Source organism: Turicibacter faecis (assembly GCF_037076425.1).
In the GTDB taxonomy this organism is placed as follows: domain Bacteria; phylum Bacillota_I; class Bacilli_A; order MOL361; family Turicibacteraceae; genus Turicibacter; species Turicibacter faecis.
The window spans coordinates 2,350,464-2,365,183 of sequence record NZ_AP028127.1; the positions used below are offsets into that span (position 1 = coordinate 2,350,464).

Here is a 14,720-nt window from a genome sequence, read left to right on the forward strand (position 1 = left end):
ATATAGAAGGAAAGAATCAAAGGAGGAGTCATGCTATGACTTATCAAGAAGAATTAAATCATTTTTATGATGCAATTAATGTTGATTACGCCACTTATGTAGCCGGTACTCTCTCTCAATCAGGATCAAACGAAACGCTCGGATTTCGTACGGCTGGATCACCGTCAGAAAAGTCATCTGGCCAATTTTTATATCATCAGTTTCAAAAAATCGGTTTATCCGATGTTCGCAAAGAAGAAATCACCATCGATTCCTGGGAGTTCAAGACAAGCACCCTTCACTACCTTGATCGCAAAAAAAGACTCCATCAACTCACCCTTTGCGCCTACGCAACGCACTGTATTGAAGAAAACCTAACCCTCGATCTCGTTTACGTTGGAAAAGGGACTAAAAATGAATATAAAAACATAGACGTCAAGAACAAGCTAGTTCTCGTTGACTTAGACACCTATATCGGATGCCAGATTGGGATTTGTGCCCTACAAGCAAGACAAAAAGGTGCTTATGGAATCATCGCCGCTCCAATGCGGGACGATCAGCAGCTTCCTGCTGATGCACTCACTTACGAAAATTTCAATGCACCCGTTGATATTCCAGCCTTTGCCGTTAGTTTGCAAGATGCTTGTATGTTGAAAAAACAATTATCCAACTCTAAAAATCAAACCCTACCTGTTGTTCTTAATTGCTATAGCCATATTTTAAAAGACCAGCCATCTTACAATATCATCGGTGAAATTCCAGGGAAAAATCAACATGAGCGCATCCTTATTATGTCCCACTATGACGGACTCTTTTATAATTTCCACAGCGGAGCCTGTGGGTGCGGCTTATTACTAGGATTAGCCCGAGCACTTATCAAGAGTCATTACGTTCCCGATAAAACCTTGGTCTTTATCGCCCATGGCGCTAAAGAATGGGGACTAAGTGAGTCTTCTTTTAATTGGTCCATTGGCGGTTATCAACAAATTACTAAAAATCATCCTGAGTGGGCAAAAGAGGCGATGGTGGCAATTAATCTTGAAGGGTTTGTTGCCTATGATGACTTTCAATCCCATCATATTAAAACGACAGAAGGGTATCAGGATTTTATTCGATCCATTTCCAAACTCGTACCTGGATGTCCCTATCCAGATGGCTGTGTCATCGATGCACCAACTACTATTGTAAGTGACGATTTTTCGTATTCACAAAGTGGAATTCCAACCATCATTAGCTACCGCCCCACTCACGAACAGGATTTCATCCTTCGTCAAACATCCTATGATGAAATCACTCATCATTTTAGTTATCCCGCATTTGAGTATTGCCACAAACTTTATGGAACATTCATCATCTTATTTGATCAGATGAAAATTATGCCGCTTAAATTTGAGAAGTTCTTCGAAGCATTTGAAGAGAGTCTTGATTTTCAATCGTATCATTCCCATAAAGAACTCTATTTTCTTCTTCAAATGTCAAAACATTTAGCACGTCATCTTTATACATTCACTCAATTTGCCCCCCTTTCACCTCGGAAGAGTCACCTCATGAATATTCAACTTCACGAGCTGTATTTAAAAATTCAACAGTCGTTCGTTCGATTAACTTGGGATGGAACAACTATTTTTCCGCATGAAGCTTATCAAAAAAATATGGTTCACTTGAAAGAGGCGCTCCGGTTGTTAAAACAAGAAAAATTAAAATCCGCTGTTGAACAACTTTGCCGTGTTGACCTCAATCTCTATGCTTTCTACTATGACCAAGACACTTATGAGTATTTTCTCAAACAATCTACTAGCCAAGACGACAAACATATGACATGGGGAAAAAACCTAATCGTCAGCCAGATTAACTTATATGAACTTATCGATTCCCTCCTCCATAAACACGCCAACGACGATCTTTGTCATGAAATTAGCCAATTAAAATCTCTCCTCGCCTATGAAAAAATCCAAGAAGATCAAGTAATGGTGGAAGAAATAAGAAACCTCAAACAAATCATCCGAAAAATGCGTCGTCTTTTAACTCTATAACTAACCCCCCCCCCTTTTGTCACTCAAGGATGAAGACAGTAGGGGGTTTTTAGTTACGCTTGATGTTTACCTTTCAGATTTAAGACTAATAACTTGAATGAAAGGTAGCATAGTATTCCTGATGCAACCACATACGCCAAACGAAAAATGAACACAACATATGGACCAAATGGCCATAGAATATCCATCAGCTCTTTTGAAGAAATTATTAATCCTAAACACCCAATCATCGCACCTATTAGTGATAAACTTCCCTGCTTCATCTCACCACTCCCGATCTATTTCTCCTACCATTATAGCATATCCTCCTCTTGTCATTAACTTCCGTCTTTCTTCTTTTCCCTAATTAGTCGTATAATAAACCTATGAGATGAGGGGGTGATGCTCGTGACTGTTTTAAAGACTTTCATTTTTAAATCAGTTTGCTCCACGCAAGGAACGTCAAAGTCAGCTATGCTTTGTTTGGAGCCTCGTTCACTTAATAGCTGAGAAAAAATCATAACTAGGTTCTTTTAAACAAAGCAATATGGCGTTCTTTGCTCTTACGACTGTATAAATTTAGCCGTAAAGGAGCAAAATGATGAAGTACACGAACGCAAAATCTATCTTACCTGAAGAACTTTTAACTTTAATTCAAGATTATATCGATGGCGAATATCTTTATATCCCACGAAAACAAGAAAATCAAAAATCATGGGGTGAAAAAAATGGAGCTAAAAAAGGCCTACTCGAACGAAATCGGGACATTTACGAACATTATCTCGCGGGAATCCCAATTTCTGAATTGGCCCACCTCCACTTTCTATCAGAAAAAAGTATTCGGCGCATTATTGCCCAACAAAAAAAGGGCCCCATCGTTGATACAGAATCAAAGATGAGCTAGCGCCTCTCTCACCCTCCTGTTATACTAATTATAAAAGAGCTGATGATCATCGCATCAGCTTTTTATCTAGGAAAAGGAGTGATTTCTTCATGGAAGCCTTCTTAAAAAAAGAAGAGTATAACTACATAAAAAAACGATTAAAAGACTTAAATAATGCCTTGCGAACGTGTAACGATTATCGGACACGAGATGCAAGTCGTGATTACATTCAAGATAAAATTCTTTCGCACCTCAGTCATCTCCTTCCTGAACAAAAAAAATTACTCGATATCACGGCTCTCAAAGATTCCCACGACATCGATGTCTTTTTAAACCAATTACAACCTTACATTTTTACAAACCCACCGATTACAGCGAGTGAAATTTCTAAACTCTTTAAGAAAGAAAAAAAATTGAAACTCCCTTCGAGTGAGGTATTGGAACGTCCGTGTGTTTATCTCGGTTGGTTTGATTTAGCGACGAAAAAACTCTTTATCGTCCACCGCTATCACCAACAATTACTGGGGATGGCTTGCCGACTCACGGAAGCCAAAAATAAACAGACAAACGTGTGCGCCCTCTGTCATCATATGGGGCCTAAAAGTGAAGTTGCTTTTGTCTCCCCTCTTTGTAAGGGAAATAAAAATTATCGTTCCATCGGTTTTTTCGCTTGTTTAGATAGTGCAGCCTGCAATGAGCGTATCACATCTACTGAAAAATTAGAGGGGCTTCTTAAAGAGGTTAATAATATTAAATAAAAAAGTCTAGAGTTTCTAGACTTTTTTTCATTATTCTCTTGCTTTTAATTCAAACACGGTCACCTGCGGCACATTAAATAGACGAAACGGTACCTTCGTATTTCCGATTCCTGTATTCACATAAAGCGAAATTTGATTTCCAACTTCATAAAAGCCACGAACATACTGTTGGCCGAGTGCCGTTGTCATCAAAGGACCCACAAATGGAAGATAAACCTGTCCCCCATGACTATGCCCAGCTAACGCTAGATCAATGGGATAACCAACAAACTCGTTGACTAGGTCTGGCTCATGTAACATGAGCAGATTTAAATTCGTTTCCTCCATCCCCTGCACCGTTTGATTGAGATTATAATACCCTATCAAAGCATCATCGGCGCCATATAAATTTAAGGTCGTTCCCTTAATTGTTAGCGCCTCATGCTCATTCAGTAAAACTTTAAATCCCGCTGCTTCCATTAACTCTTCATAAAATTTTTCGGCTCCGCCACCATAATCGCGATTTCCAAAGACAGCATACTTCCCATCTGTCGCTTCTATGGTAGACAGGATTCTTTGAACTTCCTCTAAACTTCCCTCATACTTAGCTGCGTTATCCATCAAGTCCCCTGTAAATAACACTAAGTCGGCGGACTGCTCATTAATCTTGTTCACAACCTTCTTAAGATCCTCCGTTGAAAAAAATTCACCGATATGTGTATCCGAAAACTGAACAACTTTAATCGTTTCACCCTTCACCTTTTCACTCACGATTTCGTGGGAAACAACATGTAACAACTTTGGCTCAATAAATGTTGCGTAAAGACCGACTCCTATTCCAATCGCTATCAACCAACCTAAACACTTCAGTAATACCTTCATCGCCTCATCCTCTATACTCTCACGTTATCTTTACAAGATTATATTGTACTCTCATTAAAAATAAATCACAAACTCTTTTTTTAGAATTTATTCCGATAATATGTCGAAGGCGATTTTTTTCAAAATTTTTTCTATCCTTATTATATAGGGGATTTGTTTCATTGAAAAAACCCACCTCGGTTCATAAAGCGTGATAGGTTAAATTGCTCATCTTTGAATCCAATCAAGGAACTTTCTCCCGATTTAACAGCAGTTTTTCTATCCTTATTATATAAGGAATTTTTTTCAAGGAAACAACTGCCTAATTAATCTGCTTGAAGGATACCCTCCAGTCTTTTAATCAACTCCGGGTACTCTTTTCGCGAACGAATCCCCTCAAATGTAGGATCCGTTACGATTAACTGGAGCAACAGTCCCGGAAACCTTTCTGACTGAAGACTTTCATTCAACTCTAGTTCACCGAATAAAGGCGTCGGCATTTTCATAGTTGTGTGTTCAAGTTGATCGATTATTTTTGTTAATTGACTCATGACCTCTTCTTCACGATGTTGACGACTAAAAAAAATAATTTTTTCTAATGTATAACTAACCCTAAATAATGCTTCCAACTCAAAAAGTTCGATTAACGCCCCCTCTATCTGCAACAACCGCTCCGTCATCAAAGACTGATTTTGCTTCACACAAAATTGACGATAATGTCCTAAGGTGATGCGAATAGATGACAGATGGTTAAACAATCTTCGTTGAATTCGTTGTTTAACCTCCTTATTTTCTTTGCGCTGAAGATAAATAGCAATTAATAAATCATCCGGATGAAAGGTCAAGCGTGGCATTTGAAGTAAAATCTTTTCTGCCTTTTCATCCTCTTGATTTTGAATATAGATTCCCGCTAATAAATAGTTTGCTTGATTCATTAAAGAGGCATCTGTTCCACTTGCGACCTCTTCAAGTAATGAAATGACCTGTTTTGACAAGTCGTCTAAAATATCCTTTGGCGCAAACCCTTTTTCCATTAAGTAAAACGAGGCAATAGCCAATTTCAACTCATTACTTTTTGGATACTGTCTCAAATAGCCCGTACATTTTTCAATCATTTCACCAAATAAACGTTTGTTCGCTAGTTCTTTACATTCTACGACCCACTGATTAATTTGCTGAGGCGTCAATTTTTGTTCGTACGCCATCAGTTCATCGATGCTACATTCAAAAAACTGAGCAATCTTTGGCAATAACGTAATATCCGGATATGTTGTCCCCGTTTCCCATTTAGAAACAGCGGGAACCGATACACCAATTGCCTGTGCTAACTGTTCCTGCGTCAAGTGATGTTCCTTTCTCAAACGATAAATAACCTCACCAATTTTTAAGTTCATCCTTTCATCCCTTCCTACAAACAATCTATACTCCTATTATAAACGTTCCTCAAGCTGACCCACCATAACCCAACTGTTAAACATTTGATAACTTTTTTAACCATGAGTTAATCTTTGATCTTGATTTGAATCTTTAATAAATAATTTTCGTATCCTTTCACTGATACCTCATCGAGTATAAACTCTTCATACGCATAGCCCTCAAATTCAAGGTGATTAGCTTTTGCGAATGCCTTTATGCGATCATATGTTTGATAGGATAGTTCGTAATCCCCCTGGTGATACGCCATTAAATACGTCCCTCTTGGTTTTAAAAATAATGGTGCTCTTTCCTTCCTCTTATCAGATTTTGAATATAAATAACTATAATGACCATACTCTGAAGAATTCAAATGCTCTTCGTCAATCATACAACCGATGGCTGATAAATAATTCAATCCCCTTTCCTGCATAAATTCAGCCAGGTGATTAAAAAAACCATGATGGCTCGTATAATCTAAAGGTGGACTCAACGTTAAATACTCTTCTTCTAGGTGTAAACACTCAATGGCATCCTTATTTATTGTGATGGCCTGCTCTGTTATTTCTATTTTTTCTTTCATAAAGTGCTTTATTTTTTTCAAATATTCAATTTCTCGATCAATATCCTCTATCTTTTGTAAAAAGAGTTGTGATAAATTTTCTGGACTCCGACTATCTAAATAAGCTTTAATCTCTTTCAGAGACATTCCTAACTCTTTTAATGCCGTAATCACTCCGAAAACTTCAAACTGTTGATAACTGTAATAACGGTACCCGTTCTCCTGCTTGATTATCGGTTGAAAGATGCCGATGTCATCATAATGAAAAAGCGTTTGTTTTTTGATGCCCCACAGTTTAGCGAATTCACCAGTTGTAATATATTGTTTCATTTACTGTCCTCCTCTTGACTATACGGTTACCGTATACTATATGATAGTACCGAAAGGTGGGATTTATTAAGATGTCTTTAACAAATAAGCAGTTAACACTCAAATCATTTTTGGTTTTTACATTCCCAACGATGATTATGATGATTTTTTTATCACTTTATACGATTATCGACGGGGTCTTTGTCTCACGAGTTGTCGGACAAAATGCCCTATCCGCGATTAATATCTTTTTACCCTTATGGGTTGCCCTCAACGGGATTGCTGTCATGTTCGCCACGGGGGGAAGTGCCATTGTGGCGAAAAACTTTGGGGAAGGGAAACCTGAACAAGCTAAGCAACATTTTTCATTAATCGTAGCTGTTACCCTTGCAATTGGTCTCTTTTTAATGCTTCTTCAGTTACTCTTTCTCCCAAAACTTTTACGATTATTAGGAGCTACTGACAATATTTACGAACATGCTTATGCTTATGGAACGATTTTAACTATTTTTATGCCGACTACTATGTTGAAATCACTCTTTGATTACTTCATGGTTACTGCTAATCAACCGAAACGTGGTCTCTTTTATACGGTAATCGGTGGTGTGACAAACATTATTTTAGACTACCTTTTTATCGTTGTCTTTAAGATAGGAATTGCAGGGGCCGCCCTAGCTACCGCCATTGGTCTATTAGTTCCTGCAATCTTAGGTTTCATTTATTTTATGAATCAAACAAACTACCTCCACTTCACTAAACCGAAGTTAGAGTGGTCGATTATCTTAAAAAGTATGGGAAATGGTTCTTCTGAAATGGTCACGAATCTTTCAAGTTCTGTCACAACCTTACTTTTCAATTTAGCCATGCTTCATTATCTTGGCGAGAAAGGGGTAGCTGCGATTACCATTGTTTTATACGCTCAATTTTTCTTAATGTCCGCTTACCTTGGATTTTCATCTGGTGCTGCCCCACTCATTAGTTTCAACTACGGTGAAAATAACCATGAAAATCTAAGAAAACTGATTCGTTATAGTTACCGAATTCTAATGGTTGCCTCCGTAGCAACGTTTGCCCTTGCCCTCATTCTTGCTTCGCCACTGATTAAACTATTTACGGGCGGAAAGAATGAACTTTATCACTTAACCTTGATCGGATTCAATTTATTTGCGATTAGTTTTCTACCCGTTGGTTTAAATATCTTTACCTCTGCCATGTTTACTGCCTTTTCAAATGGGAAAATCTCAGCCTTTATTTCTATTTTAAGAACCTTAATTCTTGTCTTAGTTGGAATCATCCTGCTTCCAACCCTCCTAGGGGTTTACGGTGTATGGCTCACCATTCCATTTTCAGAGGCTGTGACCCTTATTTTTTCACTTTTATTAATGAAGCGCTATGGGAACTATTATCACTATGCTTAAAAGAAAGGTCATCTCCAACCGGAGATGACCCTTTTTTATCATTATTCAAAATCTAAATACTCCACGTACACATACCCAGTTTGTCCTTCAAAAGAGATTTGTACCCATTCATCATTATAATATCGATTTAAGACGGTTACTTCATCTCCCGCATCAAGATTTCCGATAATGTCGGTCCCTGTTGCCGCTTCACTACGGACGTTAACGCCGTCAATATTACAATAAGCAACGGAATGATCTGTTTCTTTATCTTCAGTTGGCGTAGCAGGCGTTTCACCTTCAGAATTTGCTGCCGAATTTTGATCCGATGATTCTTGGTTTACCTGATTTTTATCTTGGCCCTCATCATAAACAATAAATTCATTCTCAGCCTCTGGTTGCTCATACGTTGCCGCCATTACCCCGGTATACATAATAAGTCCAGCCCCTAGTGCCGTTAATAACCCAATAAATGAGACCCCAATTCGTTGCGTCCATGAAATGACTTGTTCATTCGATTTTGATTTTTTCTTTGGTTGCATGATAACCCTCCTCATTAACACTTGTAAAAATATCACTAAATCGATCGAGAATTATATTATTATAACTAATCATATCATATTTTTGTAGAATAATGATGTAATTTCAGCTGACATTATCAGCCATTAAAAAATCTCTTCACCGCTTAACGCAAGGAGAAGAGATTTTTTTCTTGATTAATAAGCCGAAAAATACTCCGTCGCCGGACGATTACCTACGCCATCTGCCGTTAAAATATGTTCGAAACGGCCATTTGGTGCCTCAACAACGATTTTTAAATTAGGAATTCCACCCGAAATATAACATTTTAAAGACACCACATCATGCTCATCTGCTATATATTTTTCAAAGACGATGCCATCTTCTACTAAATCACCCTCTTCAAATTTCAGTTGATAAATCTTAACTCGTGAACCTACCTCGTTTGGAACAATAATCACATGTTCTTCGACAAGATTTTCGCGATATTCAGCTACATTTAACTGTTGAAGTGCTGATAACTGTGCCGAAGAAGGTCGATGAATAATCGCACCTAGGTGATTTGCGTTCATTTGTAGTCCTAATAAGTGAGCAGCTGATGGGTCGCTCACAGTAGGCGTCTCTTCTACTGTCGCTTCAGGTTCTTTTACCTCATTTATCTGTGGGGGTGTCTGCTCTTCAACCGTTGGTTGTGGGATTACTTGTTCCGTTGACGGTTCAACAACCCCCGATTCCATGGACTGATTTTCCTCATTAACATTAGCCTCATCTTCCTCTGGCTTAACGTCTAACGTCGCGCGTTGAAGAACTTTAAACTCTTTGGCCTCTAGTAACACCGGTTCTACGGACTGATCCTTTGCCTTGGCTTGCGCAGACTCTATTTTTACCGTCAATAACGACGCACAAAGTGCGACAGCTGTTACACCTGCTAGTGATAATCCAATTTGAAGCCCCCTTGATTTAACAACTTGATACATCTTTCTTCCCATCTTCACATTCCTCCCATATCGTTCATTTAAAATCATCTCGTGCCCCATGATTTAACTTTCGATTAATTATAACAAATTTCTTTAACTTTTTTAACTGACATTATCCCCCAGAAAAAAAAGACCCCTAACAATCAGGAGTCCTATCAGATTTCACTTTTTATTTTAAGGGTACTCTTAAACACCATGGTGCCACCTCTTCATTTGTTTCGGGCATCAGAGGCAGAGCTATTGTATACATTTTGTTAGTGTCAATGGCGTCTAATTTAATTTGATAAATTCCTTGTGATTCGTCTTTGGGGGCAACAATTAATTGTCCTTCGCGCGCTGCATAATCGTTCATTGTTTCATCAAATAAGACAAGACGCGCTAAATTACGTTCCGAATAAGTCGATGGTATTTTTACAGTGACAACAACCTCATCATTTTGTAATTCCACATTTTCAATCGTGACCTTCTCTGTTGAATTAACCCAAACTTCATCAGAGATGTATTCCGTTAACGGTTTAAATTCTGTCGGTAATTGACCGTTAATATAATACGTCACGTCATCCAATCCATATCCTGCTGCTAGTTCTTGTTCGTTTGGTAAACGTGTAACTTTCTCATATTCATCCGAAAAGATAGGCTTATTCGGTGTCTGATATATTTCATACGTCCAACCATCGACCTGAACATGGCGAGCAATTTCCTCTCTTGGATAAAGTTCTAGCCATTCCAGTCCATCCATATCTGAATCTACCCTTAAGCGCCCTGAATATTCTTTGGATTTCTCATCGAAATTTTCTGAAATAAATGTAGGCTCGTAAATATATCCGTTTGATCCCCTTACAACTAATTGATCTAACTGATAGCGAACCTCGTTAACAGTTTGCCCTTTAACCTCCAATTCAAATGTTGTAGCAAGCGAACTTTTCATCAATCGATTAAGTGAGATAGATGTATCCTCATACGCTGTCTTGACATTAGGGTGAAACTCTTCCGTTCCTTCCAATTTTGCAACCTTAAATTTAAAGTCCCATTTCCCTTCTATAAAGTTATATCCACGCGCAATTCGATTGACTCCTAATTCAATCATCACTTCATCCTTTAAATTAATAGTTGAAAGATCCGCCTCAATAATAATTGCTCCCGTTTTTTCATCAATTTTTCGTACCCGGAAGGCATTCATTGCCTCAGGAATCCTATGATTCACACGTAAACGATAATCTAAATTGAAAAAATCATTCTCATTTAATCCCTCATACCCCTTCAAAAACTCACTTTCTACCGTTAACGCCATAAGAAGAAGATTATCGTCTAATACAACTTCTTCTACCGTAATCACCAAATCTTTATCTGTCATTGACTCGCCAATCTCCGTTGCTACCTTTTGAAATTTTTCGGTTGTCCCCCCAAATAAATACCCTGAAAATTCATTAAAAGACTCGCCAATTTCTTTTAAAGCATTAATAATCGGTGGTTGGTTAAGCCCAACTCCTCCAACTAAACAAAGACTCGCCACTATTGGGACCACTTTCTTAGACTTTATCCCTCCCTTATTTTTCTTCATCTCCTGGTTAGCCCGTTCTATTCCTTTAATCACTGCTTCTTCATACATTTTTGAATTCATCTTAGACATCCTCCTTCAACATCGTCTCAAGTGCTTTTTTCCCTCTTCTTAAATGACTTTTTACTGTATTCGGCTTTAGTTGAAGCCGAATAGAAATATCCTCAATACTTAAGTCTTCAAAATAATGCATCTTAATCACTGACTGATAATCTGGACGTAATTTTTGAATGGCTCGATTCAAATCCATCCGTTCTTCAATTAGGCATCCCTTAGAGGGGGCCTCAAGGTCCTCACCCAACTCATTTAACTCCACCTTGTGCCAAAGATTCATCGCTAAATTAATTAAAATCCTTGTCATCCATGTTTTAAAATACTTCGGTTCCTTTAATTGATGGATATTCAAAAGCCCTCGATAGGCTAACTCCTGAATTAAATCCATCACATCTTGCTCATTTTTCACATATCGATAAGCCATCTGAATGAAATAGTTCTCGTAACGTCTCATTAACTCCAAAAAAGCCAAATCGTCCTTTTTCATCGCGCGCTTAACTAATTGAACCTCTGATAATTGACTGTACCGTTGCTCCCACCTAAAAATCTTCATTTCATCCTCCTTATCTTCCGACCTTTGTCCTCACTCTCTTAGAGTCTATCTCCCTCTAAAAGGTTGCAAAAATATTGTTCTTCATCGAAAATTTATCCTCATGAATATAAATTTTTTAAAATCAAATCCTATTAAGGGTTATTCTATCAATCAAGCACCCTATTTTTCCATAACTTAAGGAGATTATCTTATGAATTATTCAATTGTTTACAGTAGCGTCACAGGTAACACCGCAAAATTGGCTGAGGCAATCAACAATCACCTAGGAGCGAGTTATGTTGGAAAGCCCTCGAATGAGGCATTAAATGCAGACGTCATCTTTGTTGGATTTTGGGCAACTAAAAATTCATGTTCAGCTGATATCCAGGCCTTTATCGAAAAGCTTACTAACAAAAAAGTATTCATCTTTGGAACCGTAGGTTATGATAATACCGACGCTTATTTTGAAGAAATTTTAAATAATGTAAAAGCACTTGTTCCCGCTTCTAATACCATTATCGGTGCCTATGCTTGCCAAGGAAAAGTTTCAGAAAAAAAACAAGAACAGCTCCGAGAAGCCGTCCCTGAAAAATACGAGGCGATTAAAAATAATTTAGCCGAATCCGTCCATCACCCTAACGAAAAAGATATCGACGGACTCTTATCTGCGGTAAAAGCGGCGATTTAAAACCAATGAAAAAAGAGGTTATTGTTTTAAAATAATAACCTCTTTTTTCATTGATACACCTTTTTAAACGTTAAAGCTATGAACAAAGGTCTATAATAGGCAAACTCCCTATTAAAAAATTAGTTGGACCGGTTTCCTAAACGCTCATTTTATCCCCATACATGTTCTGGATTTAAAGCATGTCGTTCAAATAAGTAAATAAGTGAGAATAATAAATGAAATCCATCCGTTCAATTAGTCCCTGCAAACGGTCTTTATCCATTAACTCATCACATGCTCCCTCACCCTATGAGGAATTTTTTTATACAAGCACCGAAGTCTATTCCCCACTTACCTCTAAATATTCAACCTGTGCTCGGTCTCCCCGACCATCATAAGTCATCAAATACTCCACCTTTTTCTCTTTATATTCCATCACGACTTTTAGATTAGGAATCCCTTCTGGAACTCGGCTTCGAACATCTATCACCTGAAACTGTTCAATTACCATTTCATTAAAAACTGGCTCCTCATCAATAAAACGCTCTCCATCATACCAAGTCGAGTAAATCGCAACCGTTGTTCCAACTTCTTTTGGTATAATTAAAAGACGATCACTCCATCCTTCTTCTTCATAGAGCAACACTTCTAATGAATCAAGTTGGGCTAATTGCTCTACTGTTGGCTCATGAATAATGGCTCCGAGTTGATCCTCTGACATCGTCAGGTGGAAAGCATCGACGGCAGAATTAATCGTTGCCTCTACCGGACATTCAATCGATAATTTGATATCCTCTTTTTCGACAAAAACTCCATCTGTTTCAATCGGTGATTGGTTAGAATCATAGGCCACACTCTCCTCCGGTGTCAAAGGAGTTTCTATGATTTCCTCATTCCCATCCACCGAATGACAACCTACCAATAGTGTCATTAAAAACAAAAGCGCTCCCCACTTTTTCATGCCTCTCCCTCCCAAAAAAACATGGTCTCTACTACTATACGCACCTCACTCAAAAATGCGACTAAATTTTTTAAAATTTCTTGATCCTTTCGATTAAAATGATTTCAACTGATTTAAACTATAAGTAAACGATAAGTTATCGCTTAAAACATAGTCTTTGGTTTTGAGTCATTGAATAAAAAAAGGACTCCCTAACCTCATGTTAAATCGGTCAATGATGGACCAACTAATTCTTATTTCCCCTAAAAATTTAATGGACACGTTTATCTTTTCAATGAATTTTCACGTTTTTTATATATTAATACTACCGAGATTTAACCCTATTTATGCTATTCTTTAACTAGAGAATTGTGTGCTAAAAATGTTGTGATAGAATGGAGTTTTTATATATGAGAAAAACCTCTTCCTTAAAACTAGCTTTTACCTCACTGATTTCTACTTTATTAATCTGCCTATCTGGTTGTGAGGGGACGACGTCAACAAACGGGCCCCAATTAAATACAAAAGCTAATTTAAGTCCTGCTCCATTAACCATTGACATACTTGCAACAGGAAAATCCGATTGCATCATCATTCAAATACAAGATAAAACAGTAATGATTGATACAGGACTAGATGAAAATGGAGAAACAATTACCGATTTTTTAAAAAAAGAAAACATTGATACGATTGATTACCTTATTATCTCTCATCTCGATAAAGATCACATCGGAGGTGCAGATATTATCTTAGATGAAGGCATCGAGGTGCAAAACGTCATTCAACCGAACTATTCGCGGGATACAAAACAACATAAAGAATACGTAAAGGCCCTTGAAAAACACGACATTAAGCCGACCCTTCTAACAAGTGATACAGTACTTGAAGTAAATGGCGCAACCATTATTGTTTCCGCTCCGCTAAGAGAGGAATACGAACAATCAAACGACTATTCTTTAATTACCTCTCTCTCATATAAAAATCAGAGTTTTTTATTTGCTGGAGACGCTGAGGCCATTCGAATAAGTGAATTCCTTGCTTCTAATCCTCATGCTTACACCTTATTAAAGGTGCCTCATCACGGAAAATACAGTGACAATCTAGAAGAACTATTACAAATGACAACTCCTGATTATGGCATCATTACGTGCTCAGAAGATGAATATCCGGATCAAAAGGTCCTTGATCTTTTAACAAAATATCAAGTTCAAACATTACTCACAAGTGATGGTCCAATTATTATACGAAGTGATGGTCAACAAATTACGGTTAATCAACAACTCACTTCAACACTTTCCCTTAAACAAAAAGGAGACTAAC

General features: G+C 37.7%; 15 protein-coding genes. 6 read left to right on the forward strand and 9 right to left on the reverse strand.

Features of this window, described 5'->3' with window-relative positions; translation table 11 throughout:
- Positions 1–35 precede the first annotated feature (35 nt).
- Positions 36–2,012: a M28 family peptidase gene (locus tag AACH31_RS11425; protein ID WP_338617678.1), complete on the forward strand. Its 1,977-nt coding sequence runs from the start codon at positions 36–38 to the stop codon at positions 2,010–2,012.
- 53 nt (positions 2,013–2,065) lie between these two features.
- Here AACH31_RS11425 and AACH31_RS11430 read toward each other — a convergent pair whose 3' ends face one another.
- Positions 2,066–2,275, reverse strand: a complete 210-nt coding sequence (locus AACH31_RS11430; protein WP_338617680.1) for a hypothetical protein — start codon at positions 2,273–2,275, stop codon at positions 2,066–2,068.
- Between the two features lie 317 nt (positions 2,276–2,592).
- Between AACH31_RS11430 and AACH31_RS11435 the strand changes: the two genes are divergently transcribed.
- Both AACH31_RS11435 and AACH31_RS11440 read left to right on the forward strand, forming a co-directional pair.
- A complete protein-coding gene (locus tag AACH31_RS11435; RefSeq protein WP_161831500.1) occupies positions 2,593–2,895 on the forward strand; it encodes a CD3324 family protein in 303 nt (100 codons plus the stop codon).
- Between the two features lie 89 nt (positions 2,896–2,984).
- On the forward strand, positions 2,985–3,632 hold the full coding sequence (locus tag AACH31_RS11440) for an FBP domain-containing protein (protein ID WP_262950769.1): 648 nt from the start codon (positions 2,985–2,987) through the stop codon (positions 3,630–3,632).
- Between the two features lie 30 nt (positions 3,633–3,662).
- On the opposite strand, the gene AACH31_RS11445 is transcribed toward AACH31_RS11440, so the two are convergent.
- The 3 genes from AACH31_RS11445 to AACH31_RS11455 all read right to left on the reverse strand — a co-directional run bounded on the left by AACH31_RS11445 (position 3,663) and on the right by AACH31_RS11455 (position 6,777).
- The gene (locus AACH31_RS11445) at positions 3,663–4,493 is read right to left on the reverse strand and encodes a metallophosphoesterase (protein ID WP_161831496.1); all 831 of its coding nucleotides are present in this window, start codon (positions 4,491–4,493) and stop codon (positions 3,663–3,665) included.
- A gap of 305 nt (positions 4,494–4,798) precedes the next feature.
- Positions 4,799–5,866, reverse strand: a complete 1,068-nt coding sequence (locus AACH31_RS11450; RefSeq protein ID WP_161831494.1) for a helix-turn-helix transcriptional regulator — start codon at positions 5,864–5,866, stop codon at positions 4,799–4,801.
- A gap of 107 nt (positions 5,867–5,973) precedes the next feature.
- On the reverse strand, positions 5,974–6,777 hold the full coding sequence (locus AACH31_RS11455; RefSeq protein ID WP_161831492.1) for a MerR family transcriptional regulator: 804 nt from the start codon (positions 6,775–6,777) through the stop codon (positions 5,974–5,976).
- Between the two features lie 71 nt (positions 6,778–6,848).
- Between AACH31_RS11455 and AACH31_RS11460 the strand changes: the two genes are divergently transcribed.
- Entirely contained in the window at positions 6,849–8,174 is a 1,326-nt protein-coding gene (locus AACH31_RS11460; RefSeq protein ID WP_237658894.1) for an MATE family efflux transporter, read from the forward strand.
- Between the two features lie 41 nt (positions 8,175–8,215).
- Here the strand turns inward: AACH31_RS11460 and AACH31_RS11465 are convergent, their stop codons facing one another.
- From AACH31_RS11465 to AACH31_RS11480, 4 genes are all read right to left on the reverse strand, one after another.
- Positions 8,216–8,695, reverse strand: a complete 480-nt coding sequence (locus AACH31_RS11465) for an SH3 domain-containing protein (RefSeq protein WP_161831490.1) — start codon at positions 8,693–8,695, stop codon at positions 8,216–8,218.
- Positions 8,696–8,869: 174 nt separating this feature from the next.
- Complete coding sequence (locus AACH31_RS11470) at positions 8,870–9,661, reverse strand: hypothetical protein (RefSeq protein ID WP_161831488.1); 792 nt, start codon at positions 9,659–9,661, stop codon at positions 8,870–8,872.
- A gap of 157 nt (positions 9,662–9,818) precedes the next feature.
- Positions 9,819–11,270, reverse strand: a complete 1,452-nt coding sequence (locus AACH31_RS11475; protein WP_338506530.1) for a DUF4179 domain-containing protein — start codon at positions 11,268–11,270, stop codon at positions 9,819–9,821.
- Between the two features lies 1 nt (position 11,271).
- Positions 11,272–11,814, reverse strand: coding sequence for a sigma-70 family RNA polymerase sigma factor (locus tag AACH31_RS11480; protein ID WP_161831484.1), 543 nt, complete (start codon positions 11,812–11,814; stop codon positions 11,272–11,274).
- 190 nt (positions 11,815–12,004) lie between these two features.
- On the opposite strand from AACH31_RS11480, the gene AACH31_RS11485 reads away from it, so the two are divergent.
- Positions 12,005–12,481 carry a flavodoxin family protein gene (locus AACH31_RS11485; RefSeq protein WP_338506527.1) on the forward strand — a complete coding sequence of 159 codons (477 nt, stop codon included), beginning with the start codon at positions 12,005–12,007 and terminating at the stop codon, positions 12,479–12,481.
- Between the two features lie 319 nt (positions 12,482–12,800).
- Here AACH31_RS11485 and AACH31_RS11490 read toward each other — a convergent pair whose 3' ends face one another.
- Positions 12,801–13,421 carry a hypothetical protein gene (locus tag AACH31_RS11490; protein ID WP_338506524.1) on the reverse strand — a complete coding sequence of 207 codons (621 nt, stop codon included), beginning with the start codon at positions 13,419–13,421 and terminating at the stop codon, positions 12,801–12,803.
- A 389-nt stretch (positions 13,422–13,810) separates the two neighbouring features.
- Here AACH31_RS11490 and AACH31_RS11495 point away from each other — a divergent pair, with 389 nt between their 5' ends.
- A complete protein-coding gene (locus AACH31_RS11495) occupies positions 13,811–14,719 on the forward strand; it encodes a ComEC/Rec2 family competence protein (protein ID WP_237658893.1) in 909 nt (302 codons plus the stop codon).
- The last annotated feature ends 1 nt before the right edge of the window (position 14,720 follow it).

What these genes read in the sequence shown, in the direction of transcription:
- AACH31_RS11425 (WP_338617678.1), top strand. Translation starts at nt 36, where the DNA reads ATGACTTATCAAGAAGAATTAAATCATTTTTATGATGCAATTAATGTT.
- AACH31_RS11430 (WP_338617680.1), bottom strand. Translation starts at nt 2,275, where the DNA reads ATGAAGCAGGGAAGTTTATCACTAATAGGTGCGATGATTGGGTGTTTA.
- AACH31_RS11435 (WP_161831500.1), top strand. Translation starts at nt 2,593, where the DNA reads ATGAAGTACACGAACGCAAAATCTATCTTACCTGAAGAACTTTTAACT.
- AACH31_RS11440 (WP_262950769.1), top strand. Translation starts at nt 2,985, where the DNA reads ATGGAAGCCTTCTTAAAAAAAGAAGAGTATAACTACATAAAAAAACGA.
- AACH31_RS11445 (WP_161831496.1), bottom strand. Translation starts at nt 4,493, where the DNA reads ATGAAGGTATTACTGAAGTGTTTAGGTTGGTTGATAGCGATTGGAATA.
- AACH31_RS11450 (WP_161831494.1), bottom strand. Translation starts at nt 5,866, where the DNA reads ATGAACTTAAAAATTGGTGAGGTTATTTATCGTTTGAGAAAGGAACAT.
- AACH31_RS11455 (WP_161831492.1), bottom strand. Translation starts at nt 6,777, where the DNA reads ATGAAACAATATATTACAACTGGTGAATTCGCTAAACTGTGGGGCATC.
- AACH31_RS11460 (WP_237658894.1), top strand. Translation starts at nt 6,849, where the DNA reads ATGTCTTTAACAAATAAGCAGTTAACACTCAAATCATTTTTGGTTTTT.
- AACH31_RS11465 (WP_161831490.1), bottom strand. Translation starts at nt 8,695, where the DNA reads ATGCAACCAAAGAAAAAATCAAAATCGAATGAACAAGTCATTTCATGG.
- AACH31_RS11470 (WP_161831488.1), bottom strand. Translation starts at nt 9,661, where the DNA reads ATGGGAAGAAAGATGTATCAAGTTGTTAAATCAAGGGGGCTTCAAATT.
- AACH31_RS11475 (WP_338506530.1), bottom strand. Translation starts at nt 11,270, where the DNA reads ATGAATTCAAAAATGTATGAAGAAGCAGTGATTAAAGGAATAGAACGG.
- AACH31_RS11480 (WP_161831484.1), bottom strand. Translation starts at nt 11,814, where the DNA reads ATGAAGATTTTTAGGTGGGAGCAACGGTACAGTCAATTATCAGAGGTT.
- AACH31_RS11485 (WP_338506527.1), top strand. Translation starts at nt 12,005, where the DNA reads ATGAATTATTCAATTGTTTACAGTAGCGTCACAGGTAACACCGCAAAA.
- AACH31_RS11490 (WP_338506524.1), bottom strand. Translation starts at nt 13,421, where the DNA reads ATGAAAAAGTGGGGAGCGCTTTTGTTTTTAATGACACTATTGGTAGGT.
- AACH31_RS11495 (WP_237658893.1), top strand. Translation starts at nt 13,811, where the DNA reads ATGAGAAAAACCTCTTCCTTAAAACTAGCTTTTACCTCACTGATTTCT.